Here is a 23,313-nt window from a genome sequence, read left to right as displayed (position 1 = left end):
GTGTTGGCAAGCAATCATCGAGCTATAAGAATCTCACGGTATTTTAAATAGAGTAGTCGCAAATTTTCATATTCAAAAGCAGAACCAGAAGCATAATAACGAAACGGTAAACTTGCTCTAGCATCTATGCTTTGTAGCAAAGATAGAAACAGCTCTTCATCAGCTTTCATTCCTAACTCATCTACTGCCTGCTGATAAGCAATAGAATCAAATGCTAAACCTGTTGCGTCTCGTAATGAGGATGGGCCAAGCAGCGGCAACACAAGGTAAGGTCCGGCACCAACCCCCCAGTAACCTAATGTTTGACCAAAGTCCTCATCTTGTTCGACAAGCCCTATTGGGGTAGCAACGTCTAGTAAGCCAGCTAAGCCAACCGTTGAGTTTAAAGCAAAACGCCCTAAAGTTTCCCCTGCAACAGCAATTTTCAATTGTAAAAGTGAATTAATAAAAGTCGAGATTTCACCTAAATTACTGAAGAAATTATTAACGCCCACTTCAACAAAGTCAGGGGTGATTTTTTTGTAGCCATCAACAACCGGTAGTAAAACGTATTGATCGGCCTTAGCATTAAAGTAGTACATGCGACGATTAAAATCTTCCCAAGGATCTGCGTATGCACTCATCAATCCAAGCTCTTGATGATTATCAGGCAGTTTAACTTCAGGTGCTATAGCACCTTCTTCAAGCTTTGGCGTTGCTGAGCAAGCTATCAATGCACACGACAAGACTATACAAACAGCTTTTCGGTAATATTGTTCGATAAACATTGGCATTACTTAACTCCTTGGCTAAATGTCGCATTTAGATGCGTGACAAAGCTTACTCTATCCATATTGCCACAGTGGCCACCACGCGGAAAAATTTTAGCTCGTTCGTCAAAAACATCCTGTAAATATTCCACTTCACCTGGCGCTAAAATAATATCATCAGCATTGGTTACTAAAGATATTTTCTCCGCATTTTTTAAGTAATCTTCAATGGCATATAAACTGTAACGATGAACAAGTTCATCTTTAGTGATATTGGCATCTTCTTGTTGAGCTCTCGGCAACATTGCACCTTCAAAGTAATTAACAAAGGTAATATCACTAGCCCGTTGCATGGAATGGGTAAGGCTTTCAAATTTGTCGATTTCATGGTTTTTATAGGTAATAGCACCACTATTAAAACTAGCGTCTAAAGCAAAAATCATATCGGATGAAGACATTCTAAATGACGCTCCGATTAACAGCTTTAATTCTGCTTCTGTTAAATGAGCATTTTTAAATAAATTAAATATCGAGTCTTGATCAAAATTAGAAGACGCTTGTGCTGAATAGCCATCAGAAAAACGTTCAAATATTTGATCAAACATTGCAATTGATGCTTGGCGATTATTTCGTAAGTCAAAATACTGGTCTAATATACTCACCGAATTAAACAAGCTAACAGGGGGATTAATCAGCAGAACTTTTTCAAAATTAAACGCTTGTTGCTGTTCATCTAGTAGAGAAACAAACGCAGAATGCGCACCGCCTAAGCTATAACCTGTAATTGCAAACGACGATGCGACGACTTGATCTTCATCTTGTACTTGCTGCCAAACTAACTTCATGACGTTATAAAGTTCTTCGGCATCATGTGCTAAGTTACCCGGCATATATTTAGTGTTATTAGAGTTAACTATAAAATTTGCGAAAGTGGGTGAGGACAGAGAAATAACATGATAACCCTGCTGATAAAAATTCTTCTGTAAGTTAATCATTTTAGCACTGTCGTAACCGGCACCAGTGCCAGCAATAACGAAAATAACGGGCGCTTCAGCATCTTGTTTCAGCAACGAATAATTCATTCGCTTATGAAACCAAAACACTTCTGGAATTTTTGCCAGTGGTTTAATGGTAATGCTTTTGTTAATGACAGGAACCGATGCTGCTAAATTCGCACGCGGTTCTTGGCAATATCCAGTAACCGTTGCTTGATAACGAGAGTAAGGTAGATCACAAACAGGGGTTTCTGCCACGACCTCAGGTTGTAAATTGCTAGCACAAGCCGTTATTAAAACTAGCAGTAAAGAAATGACATAGCGCACTAATCTCTCCTTAATATTGTTATTTTCCCAGCAAATGCCTATCCACTTGCCTTAGGTTCCATATTCAAGCGCCTCGCGAGGCTCCGATAAATATTACCACCTACCTCGACCAGAGTGCATTTGAATGACTATAGACTATGAAATCAAAAGAATTTTAGTTATTTTTAATATGATGAATATTCTAGCGTCTACCGTAATAAAAGTATCTAACTTACCTTTAAAAAATAAAAATAGTTATTTTTTCATACAGTCACAATTTCATTGTCTATAGTTAAGTCATCGCGCAAAATAATAATAAGCGCATCAATACCAGTTTTTACTCTGTTTTCAAGCTCATTTATAACTTAGCTTAGAGTGTAAAGGGGATTATATGAGACCGGCTCCAGCCTACAGTCTACATTGCAGTATTTGTTCTTTGATACTGTCATATAGCGTTAATAGTTTTGCAAACGAAAATGCTGATACCGCGACAGCGTTCACGGTTCACAAAGCTGTGAACGCAAGTGTTACTCTAGATATAACAAACGAAAACGACATAGTTCAACGAGAAAGCAGTTGGACTTTGTCAGCCATTGATTATGCTAATTTAAGCAATGCTAAATTCGATGAAACACAAGAATTAGCGCAATTATTCACGCTAGATAAAACCAAAAACTTACAGCTTCAAATCAACGAAAGTTTTCAAACAGGTTTGTACAGTTTAAAAAATAACTATGTATTATCTGGAAATAAAGACCGCCAGCTAACAAAGCAATTTTTAGTGCCAAACCTGGCGCAGCATAACTTGTTTCAATATGGTCGTTTTCGCACTGAAACTGGCTACAGCACATCGATAAATGAAAATGATAAAAGTATCAAAGCCTTTCTCCATAGTGCTTATAGTTTAATAAATCATGGGCGCTTTGAGCTTTCAGTAACTGCAAGTATCGAAAGCTTTGATACTGCAACAAATATCAACCGCTTAGAACCATTGCCTTTGTTGCCAAATTATTCTGATCATCAATTGTCAACCAATACCACCTTAGGTGTCATGGGGAGTATTGATTTATCAACTCGTTGGAGTTTAATTGGCGCAATTACCACAAGTTATTCGGCAGGTACTAAAGCGAATACAGTATCATCGGAAGATAACGAGCAAAAAATGGCAATCATAGGTACAACCTATTCATTTTAATTTTTGTTTACGTACCTACTAAAACAAAAAAAGACCAAATAAGTTGGTCTTTTTTATGAGTTTTAACTTTAGAACTGAAAGCTAATTGTTATCCTGCAGTTTCATTTAAAATATAACCCTTGCCCCATACCGTTTCAATACGCGCACACTTCATACCTTCGTTAATAAGCTTATCGCGTAGCTTGGAAATACGCACATCAACAGTACGCTCAACACCATTGTATTCGCGATTTAATAACACATTATAAATAGCATCACGTGTCATCACACGACCAACATTACGTAAAAGTAAGGCTAGTAGCTGAAATTCAAAAGAACTTAAACGTATGGTTTTTTCATCAATTTCACACTTGTTAGCCTGTGGGTACAAAGCAATGTTTCCTACTCTAAATGCATGTAATGGACGCTCTTCTTTAGCAGGTTTGCGACGTAACATAGCATCAAGCCTAACCTTTAAAACATTAGGAGATACCGGCTTAGTAATAAAGTCATCAGCACCCAATTTAAAAGCACTAATTTGCTCTTCGTCGGTTTCACGTGCGGTTAAGACAATAATAGGATCGTCATAAACTTCGCGAAGCTCGTGGCAAACATGAAAGCCGTCGAGTTTTGGCAAACCAATATCTAAAATAACCAGATCCGGCTTATATTGACTAATAGCTTCGCGAGCTAAGTCGCCTCGAAATACTTGATGAACGATAAAATTGGACTTTTCTAAAAACGATTTAATTAAATTCGATACCATACGGTCGTCTTCAATTAGCAATATTTTTTTCATACTGCTATCCATAGGTATTTCTTTTTTCAAACCAAACATAATCTATTCCACAAAAAATTGGCAAGTCCGATTTGCAAATTATAAATGTCTTATCCTGTCAATAAGGTATGATAATGTTACTAACCTAGTAACATTATGTAATCGCCATACATACAGCGGTTGGTGAGCAAGAATGCAGCAAATACTTTTGACAAAGATGACCAAAAAACAAATTGAGAAGCCATAAAGGTGTTTTCGCTAGCACAAATAACTTATCACTGACTAAAGTTTATAAAATTTCATTACTAATATGACTTAACTAACACCTGTTAACGAATAGGCAAGTAAGATGCTTTAAACGTTATCAATATACTGGGAATATAAATGGTTAATTATCTAACAAACATTTACTTCAGCGTTCAAAATGTCTTGATAATTTTACCTTTTTAAAAAGAATATCACCTTATTTTTTGCACAAAAAAGCCAATTCAAATCATTGAATTGGCTTGTTCGTTGAAAAAGCACTCAATACGGTTAAAATAAATCCTCTGGCATATCAAACATTGCGTCACTTCCAGCTGTTGCTGAAACTGTTAGTGACTGACAACGCGGTAAAATTCGTGCGTAAAAGTAACGAGCAGTATGTAATTTACTTTGGTGGAACTCACTTGCCTGATCTTGCATAAAAGAAACTTCTGCCATTTTTGCCCATACAAAGGCCATGGCGGTGTAACCAAATACATGTAAATAATCATTTGCCGCACAACCAAGCTCTTCAGGGTTATCTTGCGCTAATGTTAATATGTCCTGACTTAACTGAGCTAATTCTGTTGTTGCCTTTGCCAAAGGCTGTAAAAACTCTGTCATCTGCTCCGAAGTATTCTTTGCAATATACTGCTGAACTTCTTCAACAAAAACTTTTACCAATTGTCCTTTACTACCTGCCACCTTACGCGCTAATAAGTCCATTGCTTGTACGCCATTAGTGCCTTCGTAAATTTGCGCAATACGCGTGTCGCGTACAAGCTGCTCTTGACCCCATTCACGGACATAACCATGACCACCGAAAACTTGTTGCCCTGCAACAGCACTTTCAAAGCCTAGATCGGTAAAAAATGCTTTAGCGATAGGTGTCATTAGCGCAACTAATTGTTCAGCTTTTTGTTGCGCTTCGCCATCTCCGTAGGTAGCAATATCAAGTTGCATGGCAATATAAGTAGATAAAGCACGCGAGCCTTCATTCATTGCCTTCATATTTAATAGCATACGGCGAACATCACCATGCACCATCAATGAATCAGCTTCTTTATCTGGTGATTGAACACCACTTAGTGAGCGGCCCTGAGTTCTATCTTTCGCGTATTCTAAGGCATTTTGGTATGAGCGCACTGCCGCGCCAATACCTTGAATACCAACACCAATTCGTTCGAAGTTCATCATAGTGAACATACAGGCAAGGCCTTTATTTAATTCACCCACTAAATAGCCTTTGGCGCCGTCAAAGTTCATCACACAAGTCGCCGAGGCATGAATACCCATTTTATGCTCAATAGAACCACAGCTCACTTGGTTGCGATCCCCAAGTGATTCATCTTCATTAACATGAAATTTAGGCACTAAAAATAATGAAATACCTCTTGGCCCTGCTGGTGCATCAGGCAACTTAGCTAATACCAAATGGACAATATTGTCAGTGAGGTCATGTTCGCCAGCGGTAATAAAAATTTTTGTTCCGGTAATAAGGTAACTATCATCATCTTGTGGAATAGCTTTGGTTCTTATCATACCCAAGTCAGTACCGGCATGTGCTTCGGTTAAACACATAGTTGCACTCCACTCGCCAGTATACATACGAGTAAGATAACGCTCTTTGAGTTCATCACTACCGTGCTTAGCTAAAGATAAGCCCGCGCCAGCGGTTAAACCTGGGTACAGTGAAAAGGAAATATCCGCTGAACATAACATTTCCTCGTGAAAGGCAGTTAACATTTTTGGCATTCCCATGCCACCAAATGCCGGCTCGCCACCTAATGCAGTCCAACCACCTTCAACATAGGTATCAAATGCTTGTTTATAACCAGGGGCAGTAGTAACTTTACCATTATCAAAATTAACGCCAACCTCGTCACCATTTCGTGAAAGTGGCGCAATTTCTTGTTCAGCTATTTTCGCACACTCTTGAAGAATTGCTTCTGCGGTTTCTTTATCGACTCGTTCCGCCAAGGTAGGCAATGACTGCCAAAGTTGATCGGCCTTAAATACATCATAAAGTAAAAAATTCATATCTCTTAAAGGCACTTGATAGTCAGCCATTGTCTTCTCCAAACACACGATTGAAACAAATAATTAAAACAGTTGTTTGAATATATATCAAACACAGTAAAAGTAAAGTAGTTACGAGAAATTAGCTTGCAGATAAATTTTCAAGTAAGCTTTAAAAGAGAACACCTATAGCTTTGAGGATTGTTGTGAACATGCGAACAACATGTGCCATTTTCATTTTATTATTTCATACTACTGTGACTGCTAAGCAGCTTAATTTTAGTAAGAGCGCAATAGACGATAGGGTCCAATTTAACTATCAATGGCAAGATCAAGCAAAAGTAACACAATCAATTAGTTTTACTGTCGATAAAACGGTGTTGTTTGATCGTTTTAGAAATTTTAAAGCCTACAAGGCTAGCCTTGCTAAACGTTATATTAACCAAGGCCTTAAAAAAGCACTCAGCCAGCAAAATACGCCTAATGTTCATGTTTCCTTTTCTGGTGGAGGCGACGAGATGCATATCGAAATAAAAAGCCAAGATCAGCAAGCACTTAATCAAACTTATCAAACCATAGAAAAGCTTGAAAATGAACTATTACAAACCTATTTAACTGATAATTTTTATCATCAATTTAGAGCTTATGATAGCAGCTTAGCGATAAAGCCCGATCATGCCCGTATTGCAAACGAATCAGTGATGGACTTTAAGCCGTTAAAAACACTAATTCTTGATGAAGTTTCCATCCAAAATGTGCGAAAGGTTAGCAACTATGTGCTCGGTTTTGTGCAAAGTATTCCCTATGCAACGCTTGAGTCGAGAACAACATCAACAGGAGCTGGGTTCAACCCACCACTTAGAACTTTATGGGAGAATCAAGGTGATTGTGACAGCAAAGTAACATTAACGGCTGCAATTTTTAGATCGCTAATGCCACGCATAAAAATGATGCTAGTTTTTATTGATAATCATGCTTTATTAGCAGTAAATATTCCAGCACAAGGGGATGAGCTAACAATTAATGTTGATGGCTTAACTTATGTATTAGCTGAGCCCACAGGGCCGGCGATGACACTTATGGGTCAGATTTCACCGGAGTCAGAGTTTGCCATTCGAAATGGTCGTTATTATGCAGAGCCCTTTTTCGCGCAATCTAATATGTAGAGCTTTACTCTGCTTAGATAAATCTTTATTGCTAAGTCTTGTATATTTGGTTAATTCAGCACAGACAAAATATTATCTTTTAATACATTCAAGGTAATAGGCTTCGCCATATGTAAATTCATTCCTGCTGCTAAACATTGCTGCTTGTCTTCATCGCGAGCATGAGCAGTCATGGCCAATATTGGTAAGTTTTTAAATTGTTGTTGTGCACGAATATGCTTAGTAGCCGTTAAACCATCCATTACTGGCATTTGTATATCCATTAATACTAAGTCAATTTCTTCACTAGCCAATAAATCTAAAGCTTCTTGGCCATTTTGTGCAACCACAACCTTTACATCCATAGATTCAAGTAATTTTATTGCCACTAACTGATTAACTAAGTTATCTTCAACCAGTAAAATTCGCATGTTATTGAAGCTTCTTTCCATTATTGGCTTGTTACTTTCTAGCTCTTTAGTATCCTTATGTAACGGTAATTGTTGTACTTCATTAGCAAGTTTAATAATTGCATAACGATAAAGTGGCATTTCTAGCATGATGTAATGAATGCCGTGCTGACCAAATTGTGCAATTAACTGCGTTGAAACAATATTTTCAACGGGCTGACAAATCGCAATTAGGTCAATGTGTTGTTGAATAAAATCGATTTCATCTAAGCTCAATTCTTGTCGGTTTTTTACATTATCAAGTAGTAAAATATTTTTAGTACCAGTGTCACTAGCAACCAAAACCAATTCATTGATTTCAGATATCGGAGTAATATTTTGCTCGATATCAGCGAAATTTTTCGCTAAATATTCTGGTATATCAACACCTAAATTCAAGATTGAATAACCTGATAATTGCTGTTGAAGCGACATTAAACTTTCGAATGCAACATTTTCATTAGTTTTATGTTCGGCAGGTATGGCAAGCGTAAACTCTGCACCATGCCCAAGTTCACTTTTTATAGAAATTTTTCCACCAAGCAATTGCGCAATATGCTGACAAATTGATAAACCTAAGCCGGTACCACCATAAACGCGTGTCATTGATTCATCAGCCTGTTTAAACGCTTCAAATAAACCTGCTTGTTTAGATGGTTCGATACCAATTCCGGTATCTTTTACCTGAAATAACAACATTACATGGTGATTGTTCGCACTATTATTCTGTTTTGGAGCTATAGTTACCGACAAGTCAATCTGTCCTTGGTCAGTAAATTTGATGGCATTATTTAGCAAGTTACTTAGCACTTGCACTAGCCGCATATTATCAGTGGTAAACAGCAACGGAACTTGACTAGCAATTGCAATATTCATTTGTAAATTTTTATTCGCTATCGCTGAAATATTTAAATTAAGCGCTTGCGCGATAATATTGTCCAGTTCAACTGGCTCCAAATAAATCGACATATTTCCCGACTCAACTTTCGCTGAATCTAACAGTTCATCAACCAAAAATAATAAACTGTTCGATGCCGTTTGCGCATTAAGCAAATATTGCTCTTGAACTTTATTAACGGCACTTTGCTGCAAAAGAAAATGCATGCCCTGAATTGCGTTGATTGGTGTACGAATTTCATGGCTCATATTAGCCAAAAACTGGCTCTTTATTTTATTCGCTTCTTCCGCTTGGTTTTTTGCTCTTGTTAATGCTTGGTTGACTTCAAACTGCTGGCTAACATCACGAATTAAAATGATATTACCTAAAGCCGTATTTCCCTCTCCATAAAAAGGCGCTTTATAGACCTCATAGGTTTTACTGGCTGTTGAAACAATTTCAACTTCCCCAGGCTTATTTGCATTTAAGGTGTTAGCGACCTTCACACCTAAAACACTACTAATAAACTCATGAATTTCACAACCTAAAACATCTACTTCTTGCTGTAAAAAAAGCTTTTCAACACTCTGGTTACAACCAATTAAACAACCGTGATGATCACTAAAAATAATGTAGTCGGGAATTGCATCCATTACTGAGCGTAGCAAGGCAAAGTCGCGTTGATGCTGCTCACTTTTATCAACCAATGCCTGAGTTTTTTCTTTTACCCTCAAATCTAGTTCGTTATTTTGATCTTTTAAGCGCTGCAATAAACTACGGTTTTCACCAAATAAATCCTCTACTATTTTAAACCAATGACGCCACTCTGCTGAGGGCTTGATTTTCCCAGGGTCACCAGCCGAGCAGTTTTCAATATGATTTATAAATTGCTTTGATGGCGCTATAAATGTGCGGTGAGTAACATAGTAAACAATCACTAACAACGACAATAAACCAACAAAAAGCGCCGCAAATATAGCAATAAAGCGTTGGTTTATTGCGCTATAAAATTCAGCTTTCTTTTGATACTCAAGTAATATCCAACCGTTAATAGGCAAAGTTTTCTTTTGTACCAGCCAATCACCTATTTCAGCACTTACATTAACATCCATTAAAGACTGATAACTCAATTGGCTTAAACGTTCCGGCGCAGCATCACTAAAGGTCGTGCGAGTACTTAATGTTAAATTGTCACTCTTTTTATGTAGCAAAACGTGGCTATGTTTATCAACAATAATATAGCCGTGATTTTCTGTAGTTACTTCGGGTAAGTAGTCATACAAGCCCGCAGTATTAATATCAATTAACACTGCTCCGGTCATTTGGTTATTTAAATAAACTCCCATGCCTAATGCTGTATTAAGGCCTTTGCCAGCTGAATCGACATAAGGTCTTGACCAGAATTTATCATTTCTATGATTCGAGGCCTGAATTTTTAACATTAAACTATTTGTTAAACTTTGATCACTATATTGCCAGATACTGCGCGGTACCCAAGGATATAAATTAATAAAGCGACGCATCGAAATGTAATACAACCAATTCGCTTCTTTTATCGACTCCTGCCCGGTAACAAATGCCGGAGTTAAGGCATTCGCCATGATTAATTCATTTTTTAACGATGGATTAAATGTAGCAATCCGACCAATACCGGTAATGTTCCCCGTCATTACCCGAGTTTGACTGGCCAAAGTTTGACGTGTTTTCTTAAGATAAAAATACTTACCGTCTTGGCGTAATGACGGCAGTTTACTTGGTAATTCATCAGGATGTTGTAAGTAATACTGTGCTAAATCTCGAATGCCCGTTAAAGTTTCGACCGTCCGTATTAAGCGACTATTAAGCTGATTACTTTGTTCATTAAGTGCTGTTAAGCGACTATCAAGGTGAAGTTGACGGGCATCATAAAAGCGATAAAAGGTTGCAATAAAGATAAGTAACATCAAAACAGTAAACACTGTAACCACTGATTTATTATATCGTTGAAATAATTGCTCTTTAGAACCTTGAGTAAACACAGTTGCGCCTTGCCAATGCTATTTATTATAAATTTATCAGCAAAAAACGGCGTTGGTTGAAGCACGCTCGCTACTAAACTGCTGCTTATATTTTTGACTTAATAGTGAAATAAGTATGTTAGTTCGCTGTGAAATAATAGCGATGATATTAACTTATGTACACGGTTAATATCATCGCTGGATATAAGACTATAAATTTTCTTCTGCGAAAGAGGCGAGTCGACTGCGAACCACACCATTAAGGTTAATGGTGCTGCTACCTGGAAAATCCTTGAACCGTTCAACAATGTAGGTTAACCCAGAAGTCACCGCGGTAAGATAATTACTATCAATTTGTGCTAAGTTCCCTGAACAAACAAGCTTAGTTCCTTCACCACAGCGGGTAATAATGGTTTTCAATTGCGATGCCGTTAAGTTCTGACACTCATCCAGTAACACCAAGGCATTTTGAATACTACGTCCGCGCATGAAGTTAACTGACTTAAACTGAATATTGGCTTTATCCATAATGTAGTTAAGGCTGCCATGCATATTTTCATCTTGCTTATGTAATACTTCCAAGGAGTCGGTAATTGCCGCTAGCCACGGCGCCATTTTCTCTTCTTCTGTACCTGGTAAAAAGCCAATCGACTCGGCAATTTCTGGCGTACTGCGAGTGACAATAATTTTATCGTATAGACCTCGTTCTATCACTTGTTCAAGTGCGCTCGCCAACGCTAATAATGTTTTCCCACAACCCGCAGGGCCTGTCAGGATGACTAAATCAATGTTTGGATCAAGTAAGGCATCCATAGCCATACCTTGGTATATATTTTTCGGGTGAATGCCCCACGCTTGTTTAGACATTAAGCGTTCACGACTTAAATCTGTGATAGCAAGGTTTTCATCATCCCAGCCAGTTACTTTGCCTGCAAAATGTTCGCCTTCATCAATTAAGTATTCATTCATATAACGACTTGGTAACAATTCACGTTTAACATAATGCGTAGTATTACGACCTTCAGTTTCGCTATCGCACTCATCAACATGCTGCCAAAAATCACCCTCAAATTGATGATAACCTTTAGTTAAAAATTGAATGTCATCAATTAATTGATCAGTACGGTAATCTTCAACAAAAGCTAAGCCAGCACCCTTAGCTTTTAAACGCATATTGATGTCTTTAGTGACTAACACCACTTTATTGTTAGGCATTTCTGTTTGTAGATAAATAGCAGTACTAATAATACGATTATCATTTTCGTTAAACGATAATTTTACTTTCTCTTCATCTAACGCGTAATCATTAAAAATCGATAAGCAGCCACTAGGGTGTTGTTCTTGCGTTTGCGGCAACTTAACACCAGCAAGCACTTCTTCAGGTGATGCATTTGCTAGCGTATCTTCCAATGCACGTATGGCAACACGGGCATCTCTGCTGACATCTTTTCGGCGGTCTTTTATCGAATCTAGTTCTTCTAACACTGTCATAGGTACGACAACATCATGTTCTTTAAAAGAGAGGAAAGCGAAGGGTTCGTGTAATAAAATATTGGTGTCTAAAACGTAAATTATTTTTTCTGCTGTCATATGAAAGTCCTTTACCAAGTTGAAGGCTCCACAGCATTGTTAAGCTTAAATTAATAGCCATAGCGTATGCTGCCAGAAACCACTAAAAGTTGATAACTCATCTAACCAAAACAATTTTACTCACTTTAATTGTAGCTCATTACATTAAAGCAGTTTGCGTATTCACTCCTGATAACAGCAAACTTATTGCCACTTTGACAGCTTATTAAGCCGCTAGCAAGTGACTTTTCAGCTAAAAAATTTAATTTTATATTGCTGAAAAAAGTGCTTTTTAATGCACGATTTTTATGACATTGTAATAAGTCATGTCCTGCGTAATATTAGTCTTAGCTTAACTGCCTTGTTATCAGAACTCTTCAATAAATTGTGCTTAATTTCCTTTAACGAATTATTCAAAACTACCCTTAGATATTTTTAATCAAAAAAAGTCACTATTTTCAGATTTATTTGATGATCGCTTCTATGATTAACGGTACTATAGCGCCCTTTTTTTTGGTCGTATATTTATAGCGTAAGCTATTGAGTGGGAGTTTTTCTATGTCATTTTACCCTGGACAACGCTGGATTAGCGATAGTGAGTCGGATCAAGGGCTTGGGACAGTAACCTCTGTCGAAGGTCGCTTTGTCACTATTGTATTTACTGCAACTGGCGATGCTAGACAATATGCTATAGACAATGCCCCACTAACCCGCGTAATTTTTAATGCCGGTGACAATATTCCAAGTCATGAAGGCTGGTTGCTTACTGTGGAATCTTTTGAAGAGTCACACAACTTGCTAACTTATCATGGTGTGCGTCAAGACACGGGAGAAGCATGCTCACTTAAAGAAGTGATGATTGACCACTTCATTAAATTCAATAAGCCTCACGACCGCCTATTAAACGGCCAAGTAGACCGCCTTGACTGGTTCCGCTTGAGAAAAGACTGTTTACATCACCAGTTTAGCCAACAACAATCTGATTTAATGGGTCTCAGCGGTGGTCGCGTTAGTTTAATACCACATCAACTTTATATCGCTGATGAGGTTGGCAGTCGTTTCGCACCACGAGTACTATTAGCTGACGAAGTAGGTTTAGGTAAAACAATAGAGGCTGGTTTAATCATTCATCAGCAACTAGTTACCGGCCGCGCTAAACGTGTATTGATCATAGTGCCAGAGTCATTAATGCATCAATGGCTAGTGGAAATGCTTCGTCGCTTTAATTTACAATTTAGTATTTTTGATGAAAGTCGCTGCGAAGAGACATCAAATAATGGCGAATATGAAAATCCATTTAGCTCAGAACAATTAGTGTTAGTAAACCTAGGTTTTATCACACGTAATCCAAACTGGTATGAAGCCTTAATTGAAGAAGAATGGGACTTGATGGTAGTTGATGAAGCGCACCATTTAAATTGGCAGCAAGATAACGCAAGTATTGAGTATCAGTGCGTTGAGCAATTAGCCCAAACCATTCCTGGCGTCTTATTATTAACTGCAACCCCCGATCAACTTGGTCATGAAAGCCACTTTGCTCGCTTACGTTTACTCGACCCAGATCGCTTTTTCGACTATGAAAAATTTACCGAAGAAGAAGCACACTATACTGAAGTTGCAGACGCAGCAAATACCTTAGTTGCCAAAAAAGCGGTAACCACAGAACAAATAACAACATTAACAACACTGTTAAAAGAAGCAGATGTTAGTGAATACATTGCGGATATCAACCAAGTAGATCAAGCACGACAAGATGATGCTCGTCAGCACATCTTATCGCAATTATTAGATCGTCATGGCACTGGCCGTATTTTATTCCGAAATAGCCGTAATACCATTAAAGGCTTTCCTAAACGTGAATTACATGCTGCACCACTTGCCATGCCTGAAGGTTACCAAGCGTCGATTAATGAGCTATTACTGTCTGGCGCCGCAGAAGACTTAAAAGCAACCAAGCAAGCGAGATTGCTATTCACGCCAGAAACATTATTTTCTTTAGACAGCCATGAAGATTGGTATGATATTGACCCACGTGTCGACTATTTAATTGATTTACTGCAGTCTCTTAAAAAAGAAAAAGTACTAGTGATATGTGCTCATGCACAAACAGCCATCGATTTAGAAACGGCGCTACGTGTTAAAGAAGGTATTCGTGCGGCGGTATTCCATGAAGGGTTAAGCATATTTGAACGTGACAGAGCAGCCGCTTATTTCGCTCAAGACGAAGACAGCGCACAAGTATTATTATGTTCAGAAATTGGTAGTGAAGGCCGAAACTTCCAGTTTGCTCATCACTTAGTATTATTCGATTTACCAAGCAATCCTGATTTGCTTGAACAACGCATAGGTCGCCTAGATCGTATTGGTCAATCAGAAACCATTCGTTTACACGTACCTTTCTTTGAAGATTCACCACAAAGCTTGTTATTTAAATGGTATAAAAACGCCCTAAATGCCTTTGAACATACTTGTATAACCGGCCACGCTGTTTATCAATCATTTGGTGACCAACTATTTGAATTAGCACTAAGTGCAAGTTGGGAATCTGCAGAAGCCGAGCGCCTAATTACACAAAGTCATGAAAAGCACCTAACTATTAAGCAAGACTTAGAAACAGGTCGTGATAAGCTGCTTGAACTGCACTCTTCTGGACAAGGTCAAGCGGATAAATTAGTTGAAAAAATAGAGCAGCTAGATCAGCAAATTCACTTGCCACAATTTATGTTTCAAATTTTAGATGTGTTTGGTATTCAACAAGACGACAAGGCAGATAACTCGATTGCCTTACATCCAAGTGAACATATGCTTTCAGCTAACTTCCCATGTTTACCAGAAGATGGTACAACAATCACCTTCAACCGTCATACCGCCCTGGCTTGTGAGAACTATCAGCTGATTACTTGGGATCATCCAATGGTACGCGGTGCTATGGATCTAGTACTCTCCGACGAAATTGGCAACGCCAGTATAGGTATTTTGAAGAACCCTGCACTGCCTGCAGGTACCTTCTTCATAGAGTGCATATTTACTTTAGAAGCCATTGCACCTAGCAACTTGCAATTGGGGCGCTACTTACCGATCACACCAATTCGTATTTTGGTTGACAAAAACGGTAATGATTTAGCTGATAAAGTCAGTGAAGCGGTGTTAGACCAACAATTATCGCCTGTTAAAAAACAAGTCGCCTTACAACTAGTTAAAGCACTTAAAAGCCAAGTTTCACCGCTAGTAACCAAAGCTGAAGCTCATGCTGAAAAGCAAGTTACAGATATTCAGCAGCAAGCGTTAAGCTCAATGCAATCAGCAATGGATGAAGAACATCAACGTTTAACCGCATTAAAAGCGATAAACCCAAGTGTTCGACAGCAAGAAATTGACTTTATCGCCATGCAAAAATCCGCTTTGGCGGAATACATCGAAAAAGCACAAATTAAATTTGAAGCGATTCGATTAATTGTGGTTAGCCAATAAGCGGCTAACAAAAAGGAAATAGCAATATGAGTGCAAACCCTGATTTTATTTATCAACCGCCAATGTCTCCTTACCTTGATATTATTTACCAAGACGATGATATTGTGGTGCTTAATAAACCCAGTGGTTTGCTTACCGTACCTGGTCGTCTACCTGAGCATCAAGACTGTTTGCAGAATAGAGTCATTAAAGTTTTACCAACGGCAACCGTTGTTCATCGATTAGATATGGCAACTTCAGGTATTATTTTAATGGCGCTAAACAAACCTGCTCATGTGGAAATTAGCCGTCAATTTGAAAAGCGTTTAACGAAAAAACGTTATATTGCCCGCGTTTTCGGTAAAGTTGCCGAGCAAACCGGCTCGGTTGAAAAACCGCTTATTTGCGACTGGCCAAATAGACCAAAACAAAAAGTTGATTTTGAACATGGTAAAAAAGCATTAACTCATTATAAAGTGCTCGATTATTCTGATGATATTGACGGTCAAACAACGACATTAGTTGAATTAACACCTATTACAGGCCGTTCACATCAACTTAGAGTGCACATGTTGGCCATTGGTCACCCAATTTTAGGTGATCGCTTATATGCCCATGAAAAAGCACTTACCGTAAGTAATCGTTTGCAATTACATGCACAAATGCTAGCAATTACCCATCCGGTATCACAACAAGCGTTAACCTTTTCAAAAGCCTGCCCATTTGAATAAGCGACTAAAGCATATAGAATTAATGTCGATAAAATAACTATCATAGTGCAATCACTATTTTACTCATTTTCAAAGGATATTAATTTGCCTACATTTTCCCGCTCAGCTGTGTCACTAGTAACTTTAACCTGCACTATATGGTTATGCTTGGCGAGCAATATGGTTGTTGCTGCCGAACAAGAAGAAGCACCAAGCCCAACCAAAGCAAGCGACGAGCAAACAGCCGCTAAAACAACGTTAACAGATGAATCAACGAAAAACTCTGACAAAGATAACGAAGCTAATACATCAGAAAGTAAAGACGATAACGATGCGTTAGTGGCAGACAAAGCGACCAATAAACGCAATATAAGTGCGCCTGCTGACTTATTTAAACAGCAACAACAAGATATAAAACACTATTTAGTTGATGAACAGGTTGAGTCAATTTTAGTCGGTACAGATGAGTATCTAATGTTAGTTGACCAGCACACAACGGCAATTAATAAAGGCGTAATGATTTTAGTGCCAGACTGGCAACAAAGTGCTGCTAGTCCTAGCGCTTTAAAGCAATTACGTATGAATATGCCAGCACAAGGTTGGACACTGTTAACCATACACCCACCACATCAACCTGAAAACTACCCTTCACAAGCTTTAACCGCACAACTACGTATTGAGGAAAACCGCGAAAACTTAGAACCATATCAAAGCAAATTAGCCGCAGTTATTAACGAAGTGGTTAAAAAAGCAAAAAACTATCCTGGTGCGATTTTAACTGTTGCAGAAGGAAAACAAGCTGCCTTTATGGTGAATATGATACAAAAAGAGTTAATTGAACCGACAAGTGCCATGATTATGCTGAGTAGCTACATGCCTACAGTCGAAGAAAATACCACTTTAGCCGAGCAAGTAGCTTTATCGGAATACCCTATACTCGATTTGTATCTAAAACGCGACCATCGCCTAGTAATTGCCAACGCTAAAAGCCGAAAAGATCGAGCTAAAAATGAATTAAAAGTTTACTACCGACAAAAGCAGCTCAACAATCAAATAACGGGAAAATATCCAAAATATTCACTCACCCGCAGCATTTTAGGTTGGCTTAAGTCTATCGGCTGGTAACCAACACTAGCAGCTGAAATTAACAAATTATTTAGCTTTAAATATTGCAACTTTACCGTCAACGCCCGCCGCTAAAATGAGTTTTTTATCACTTGCTAAAGTATAAAAGCCTTGATTACCCAATGTCGCACTTTTGTCATCAAATGCCTGCCAGTTCTCACCACCATCATAAGAAATATCGCTAGTTGTTTTACCTGTCGCAATACAAGTATTAGCGAGACAAGACATTGCAGAGCGTAAGCCCCGTTGTTTGCTATCAACAACTTGCCATTTACCGCGTACTGAGCGGGCCATATTGACGTATTTTGCTTGTCGTTGCAGGTAATCACCACCAAGCACGAAAACCTGTTGATGACTATTTAAGGCAAGGCCATACCCTCCTGCGGTTTGGGTTTGCTGAAATAATGGTACCGCTTGTCTTTGCCAACTTTCGCCAAAGTCATCGCTATAATATACCGATGCTGAAAATCCACCTGTTGTCAGCCAAGCTTGCCCACGTTTACCTGTAATTATCGTATTACCGCTAGCAGCAAAAGCCGCTTCTTTTTCCAACATCAAAGGTAATTTAATATTTGAAATGCGACGCCAATGTTTACCGCCATCAATCGTTTTCTTGATCACATAATAACCATCAACAGGATCACCTAACAGTAAGCCACGTCGCTTATCCCAAAAAGCGATACTGTCATAAAAGCCTTTAGCATCGGCATTTTCATGTAGTAACTGCCAGCTTTTGCCGCCATCTATAGTTTTATACAAGACGGACTGTTTACCTTCCCCAGCTCCCATAACTATCGCAGTACTTTTATCAAATAAGGCAATATCTCGAAAGTCGAGTTTTAATGGGCTATTAACAGTGCGATCAAGCCAAGTTTTCCCTGCATCTTGACTAACAAATACCGTATTATCACTGCCGGTGACCCACAAAGCGTTATCGATAACAGCACTGCCACGTAATGAGGCCTTTTTGGTAATATCAATACGTTGCCACGATGCTTGTTGGTGAGAATTCGCTAAGCTAGACAAACTCAACAAAGCAAATAAATAAATGCCAACTCTTAGAAAAATGTTAATGATGTTACTGACCATGACAAACCCTTTCATTATATTTAATGGCGCTTTAAAAAATAATTACCGATATTTAGCTAACAAAAAGCCACATTTATCAAAATAATTATTTTCAATAAATATGGCTAATAAGTATCTGCTATATATAGAGGTATCGCGCGTATCTTGTTTAGTTAATATGGGGGCGACTCTGTTTCTAGCGTCTGTCGTCGCCGAAATAAATTCGCAATATCTTCTTTAATTAAATACAACGACGGTATCAAAAACAGCGTAATAACCGTGGCGAATACTATGCCAAAACCGAGCGATATTGCCATAGGAATAATAAACTGCGCCTGCAAACTGCCTTCAAAATAAAGCGGAAAAATACCGAAGAAAGTTGTTAACGAGGTTAATAATATAGCTCTAAAACGCTTAGTACCCGCCTGACTTACAATATCAATCATGCGCATGCCTGAGCCCTTAGCTTTGTTGATAAAGTCGACCATTATCAAGCTATCATTAACTACTACGCCAGTTAAAGCGATAAAGCCAAACATCGACATCATATTAATGGTACGACCCAAGAGCCAATGGCCGATAATTGCGCCGATAATACCAAATGGGATCACCGACATAATAACTAACGGTTGACTGTATGACTTAGTTGGTATGGCAATTAAGCCATAAATCAAGAATAATGCCCCTATTGCAGCTAAGCCTAATTGCGATAAAAAGTCTGCTTGATCTTTACTCGCACCCTCCACACCATATTGCACACTTGGGTAGTCCGCTAAAATCTCCGGCACGTAAATTTCGTTCATCTCTGTAACCACCTTACGAGATTCAACTTTTTCACTATCGATATCAGCAGAAATAGTAATTGAACGTTTTTGATTAATACGGGTAATCGTTGAAAAACCTTGACCAATTTCAATATTGGCAACTTGATAAAATGGTACTTGCTCACCACTTGGCGTTCTAATCCACATGTCTTCTAAATCAGACACTGACAAACGACTTGATTCAGGATAGCGCACCATCACTTTTAACTCATCTCGACCACGCTGAATGCGTTGTGCTTCATCACCGTAGAATGCTTGGCGCACTTGTTTTGCCAAACTTGATAAATTTAAACCTAACACTTCAGCCTCTGGCTTTATGCTTAATTTAATTTCTTGGCTACCGCGACTAAAAGAATGTCGAACATCATAAACACCATCATAGCTATTAAGCTGAGTCTGAATAGCTTCCGCTGCCGCCTCTAATTCGACATCGTTTTGACCAGTCAATTGGAATTCTATCGCTGCGCCACCACCAGCATTAGTTCCAGCAAAAAAGCGTAGCTCTTTTGTTCCAGGAATTTCACCAATTTCATCTCGCCAAAGCTTTTCAATTTCATAAGCATTTAATTCACGTTGGTCAGGCTTTACTAGCTCTAATAAAATACTAGCGCTCGTATTACCATTGGTAAAAATCATTTCATGCTTAACAAAGCTAATACCGTTAATTTTGTTATTTTCTGAAACCGTTTCTATGGCTTTTTTAGCTTGAGCTATGGCTTTATTTCGCTGATGAGCAGCAGAGCCGTCTACCATAGTAATGTTGCCCTGAATGAAATCGCTAGGAATATTAGGGAACACTTCTAGTTTTACAAATGAACCAACAATTAAACCAATAGACAGTATTAACACAGCCACAAACACCGCCATGGTATTGTATCGGGCTATTAATGCTTTTTCTAAATTCGGCTTATAAACATGATGAATAAAATGATCTAGTTTTTCTTTGAAGCGCATTTGGAAACGCTCTAAAAAGTTAGCTTTTTCAGCAACCAAAGGCACATATTTCATATGAGCTAAATGGGCAGGTAAAATCCATTTAGATTCAATTAGTGAGAACACTAAACAAAAGCTAACCACAATTGATATTGCTCTAAAAAAAGCAGCAAAACTAGCATCAATAAATAATAATGGTGTGAATGCAGCTATAGTTGTTAACACCCCAAATGTTGCCGGCATAGCCACTCGCAAAGTGCCACGAATAACATTGTCAGTCGAATGACCATATTGCTCTATTTCCGCATAAGCACTTTCACCAATAACTATGGCATCATCAACAACTATTCCGAGCACCATAATAAAAGCAAAAAGACTCAGCATATTGATAGACACCGACCATTCGCCTAATAGTGGCATCATTAATAATGCCCCGAAGAAGCTAATAGGGATACCTAGCATGACCCAAAAGGCAATTTTAATTCTTAGAAACAATGTTAAAACGATGAAAACAAGAAATGCTCCCATCAACATGTTATTAATCATCATATCTAAGCGTTCAGAAAGGTAATAGGAACTATCGCCCCAAACCGTTAACTTGGCGCCTTCCGGCAACTGTTGATTCTTACCTTCTACATATTCTCTGACTTGCGCGGCTATTTCTAGATCGTTTTGATCGCCCGTTGACTGCACCATAATACTTGAAGTATTTTCATTATCGAACGTAGCGTAGTCTTCCTGCTCAACAAAACCGTCTTTAATATTGGCAACATCAGCTAATAATAAACGGGTACCGTCGCTATCCGTTCTTAACACTAAATCACCGTATTCTTGACCGGTATAGGCTTGCCCTTCAGCCCGTAGTAAAATATCTCCACCACGAGTTTTAATGGTGCCTCCAGGTAAATCAACGGATGAACTTCTTACTGCTTGGGTAATTTCGTCAAAGGTTAGTTGATATTGTTGTAACTTTTCTTCTGAGACTTCAATACTAATTTCATAATCACGACTACCAACAATGTCTGCACTATTAACGCTCGGTAGTGCCATCACTTCGTCACGAATATTTTGTGCCATAACTTGGCGAGCACGTCGGTCCATAGAGCCACTTACCGACAACCACATTACCTGGCCTTTAAACTCTTGCTTACTGATAATAGGCTTTTCAGTCTGCGCTGGGAAAGTGGTAATGGCATCAACTTGCATTTGTACTTCATCAAGTTTTTCTGACATTGAATAGCCCGATTGAAGTTCAATAGTGACGATACCAATACCTTCTCGAGCAGTGGCGGTAATTCGCTTAATACCTTCAATATCTTCCAGTGACTCTTCTACTTTTAGAATGACAGATTGCTCAACTTCTTCAGGTGCGGCACCTAAATGTGGCACCATCACTTGAATGCTGTTGGTATTAAATTCAGGGAACATTTTCTTATTAATACCCTGATATGAAAAATAACCGGCAACCAAAATAAATACCATTAATAAATTGGCGGCGACGCTATTATGGGTAAACCAAGCAATTATGCCCGTTTGTTTCTCATCATTGGCAGGGGAGTTATACTCTCGCATTAGTCGTCACCTTGTGTCTCTGCAAGATCAGTTTGGCTAGCTGTTTCAGCTGAAACCTCTTGTTGTTCGCCAACAACACGTAACGTCATACCTTCAACAGGCGTTTCCATTTGAGTTGTTATTAAACGATAATCATCGGCAAAACTATCATGACTATAAACAAAGTCAGCATCATTCCTTAGTATACTAATCTCTTGAATATGAAGCTTATTTTCATCATCAACTAAATAAAGTTTATTTGCGCCATGAAGGGCATCACGTGGAATTGCCACAATATCAGCAACTGTTTTACCGGCAATATTGGCATTAACAAATGTACCAATACGCAACTCTTGATGTTCAGATGATGATAAAACGCTATATGGATCATTAATTTGAGCAATAACATAATGTACGCGGCTACGACTATCTACTTCACCTTCATAACGCGTGAGGTTTGACTGCCAGGTATGTTCATTACCAAGCAGCTGATAAAAAATATCAACCTTTGATGAGCTTTCGCCTTGCTGATTAATCTTAGGTAAATTTAAAAACTCTACGTCACGTTGCTTAATCGGTAACCTTACTTCGGCATAATCAACAGCGAAGGTCATCGCCAGTGTTGAACCTGTTGAAACATATTGACCGATTTCTACTTGTTTCTCTTTGATCATAGCGTCATACGGCGCTTTAATTTTAGTGCGAGCGAGCTTAACTTCAGCATCAGTTACATCAGCTTCTGCGGCTTTAACATCTGCTTTAGCTTTTTGTAGCTGAGGTAATCGTAATGCCAGCACTGGCGCTTGTGACAATGACTTGCCCGTTAACAACCATTCATCTTCAGCCTGTTCTTTTCGGGCTTGTTCTTCCACTAAAAGTGCTTTTGCCGCATCTAAACGTGACTGTGCTTGCAACAACGCTACACGATAACTAATATCGTCAATACTAAGTAACACTTCGCCTTTAGTAAAAAAACCACCGACATTAAATTTTTTATTTACTGAGGTAATTTGACCAGAAACTTCAGAAACTAAATTCGTTTGTGTTCGTGGTAAAACGCTTCCCTGACTAGCAATAGTAAAACGTATATCTTGCCTCTCGATTGCTTGAACTTCAACCAGTGGCGCTTTAATAATGGTAGGTTTTTTAGCCGGTTTAGGTGCCAAGATCGCAACAATAATTAAACCAAATATAGCCACTAATATAATCGCTATTGGCGTTAATACGTAACGTAATGGAATCATACGTCTAGGCTTATTTTTGTTATTTTCAGCAACAGAACTCATGATATTTTCTCTGTGGAATTTTAATTAATTTGATTCTCATGGCATTACGCCAAAATATAATAATT

Annotated in this window: 14 protein-coding genes; 5 read left to right on the top strand and 9 right to left on the bottom strand. The window is 38.5% G+C overall.

Features of this window, described 5'->3' with window-relative positions; genetic code table 11:
* Nucleotides 1-14: 14 nt before the first annotated feature.
* Together AC27E9_RS02825 and AC27E9_RS02820 are read right to left on the bottom strand one after the other, a co-directional pair.
* On the bottom strand, nucleotides 15-773 hold the full coding sequence (locus tag AC27E9_RS02825; RefSeq protein WP_487127056.1) for an MlaA family lipoprotein: 759 nt from the start codon (nucleotides 771-773) through the stop codon (nucleotides 15-17).
* Complete coding sequence (locus AC27E9_RS02820; protein ID WP_487127054.1) at nucleotides 773-2,071, bottom strand: hypothetical protein; 1,299 nt, start codon at nucleotides 2,069-2,071, stop codon at nucleotides 773-775. Before AC27E9_RS02820 ends, AC27E9_RS02825 begins: the two co-directional genes overlap by 1 nt.
* 370 nt (nucleotides 2,072-2,441) lie before the next feature.
* On the opposite strand from AC27E9_RS02820, the gene AC27E9_RS02815 reads away from it, so the two are divergent.
* On the top strand, nucleotides 2,442-3,245 hold the full coding sequence (locus AC27E9_RS02815) for a hypothetical protein (RefSeq protein WP_487127052.1): 804 nt from the start codon (nucleotides 2,442-2,444) through the stop codon (nucleotides 3,243-3,245).
* A gap of 88 nt (nucleotides 3,246-3,333) precedes the next feature.
* Here the strand turns inward: AC27E9_RS02815 and AC27E9_RS02810 are convergent, their stop codons facing one another.
* Nucleotides 3,334-4,062, bottom strand: a complete 729-nt coding sequence (locus AC27E9_RS02810; RefSeq protein ID WP_487127050.1) for a response regulator transcription factor — start codon at nucleotides 4,060-4,062, stop codon at nucleotides 3,334-3,336.
* Between the two features lie 474 nt (nucleotides 4,063-4,536).
* Entirely contained in the window at nucleotides 4,537-6,315 is a 1,779-nt protein-coding gene (locus AC27E9_RS02805; protein WP_487127049.1) for an acyl-CoA dehydrogenase C-terminal domain-containing protein, read from the bottom strand.
* 161 nt (nucleotides 6,316-6,476) lie between these two features.
* Between AC27E9_RS02805 and AC27E9_RS02800 the strand changes: the two genes are divergently transcribed.
* Complete coding sequence (locus tag AC27E9_RS02800) at nucleotides 6,477-7,430, top strand: hypothetical protein (RefSeq protein WP_487127048.1); 954 nt, start codon at nucleotides 6,477-6,479, stop codon at nucleotides 7,428-7,430.
* A 50-nt stretch (nucleotides 7,431-7,480) separates the two neighbouring features.
* On the opposite strand, the gene AC27E9_RS02795 is transcribed toward AC27E9_RS02800, so the two are convergent.
* Nucleotides 7,481-10,753 carry an ATP-binding protein gene (locus AC27E9_RS02795; protein WP_487127047.1) on the bottom strand — a complete coding sequence of 1,091 codons (3,273 nt, stop codon included), beginning with the start codon at nucleotides 10,751-10,753 and terminating at the stop codon, nucleotides 7,481-7,483.
* A 189-nt stretch (nucleotides 10,754-10,942) separates the two neighbouring features.
* Nucleotides 10,943-12,322, bottom strand: coding sequence for a PhoH family protein (locus AC27E9_RS02790; protein WP_487127046.1), 1,380 nt, complete (start codon nucleotides 12,320-12,322; stop codon nucleotides 10,943-10,945).
* Nucleotides 12,323-12,859: 537 nt separating this feature from the next.
* Between AC27E9_RS02790 and rapA the strand changes: the two genes are divergently transcribed.
* The 3 genes from rapA (at nucleotide 12,860) to AC27E9_RS02775 (ending at nucleotide 17,586) form a co-directional block, all read left to right on the top strand.
* Entirely contained in the window at nucleotides 12,860-15,772 is a 2,913-nt protein-coding gene (gene rapA / locus AC27E9_RS02785; RefSeq protein WP_487127044.1) for an RNA polymerase-associated protein RapA, read from the top strand.
* A 26-nt stretch (nucleotides 15,773-15,798) separates the two neighbouring features.
* Nucleotides 15,799-16,482 (top strand): bifunctional tRNA pseudouridine(32) synthase/23S rRNA pseudouridine(746) synthase RluA, encoded by a 684-nt coding sequence (gene rluA, locus AC27E9_RS02780; protein ID WP_487127043.1) that lies wholly within the window; start codon nucleotides 15,799-15,801, stop codon nucleotides 16,480-16,482.
* An 84-nt stretch (nucleotides 16,483-16,566) separates the two neighbouring features.
* Complete coding sequence (locus AC27E9_RS02775) at nucleotides 16,567-17,586, top strand: DUF3530 family protein (RefSeq protein WP_487127041.1); 1,020 nt, start codon at nucleotides 16,567-16,569, stop codon at nucleotides 17,584-17,586.
* Nucleotides 17,587-17,613: 27 nt separating this feature from the next.
* On the opposite strand, the gene AC27E9_RS02770 is transcribed toward AC27E9_RS02775, so the two are convergent.
* The 3 genes from AC27E9_RS02770 to AC27E9_RS02760 all read right to left on the bottom strand — a co-directional run bounded on the left by AC27E9_RS02770 (nucleotide 17,614) and on the right by AC27E9_RS02760 (nucleotide 23,248).
* Nucleotides 17,614-18,675, bottom strand: coding sequence for a WD40/YVTN/BNR-like repeat-containing protein (locus AC27E9_RS02770; RefSeq protein ID WP_487127039.1), 1,062 nt, complete (start codon nucleotides 18,673-18,675; stop codon nucleotides 17,614-17,616).
* Between the two features lie 152 nt (nucleotides 18,676-18,827).
* Nucleotides 18,828-21,983, bottom strand: coding sequence for an efflux RND transporter permease subunit (locus AC27E9_RS02765; protein WP_487127037.1), 3,156 nt, complete (start codon nucleotides 21,981-21,983; stop codon nucleotides 18,828-18,830).
* Nucleotides 21,983-23,248, bottom strand: a complete 1,266-nt coding sequence (locus AC27E9_RS02760; protein WP_487127036.1) for an efflux RND transporter periplasmic adaptor subunit — start codon at nucleotides 23,246-23,248, stop codon at nucleotides 21,983-21,985. Before AC27E9_RS02760 ends, AC27E9_RS02765 begins: the two co-directional genes overlap by 1 nt.
* Nucleotides 23,249-23,313: the final 65 nt, after the last annotated feature.

Source organism: Colwellia meonggei, from assembly GCF_057537295.1.
This window is presented reverse-complemented; position numbering and strand designations above follow the sequence as displayed.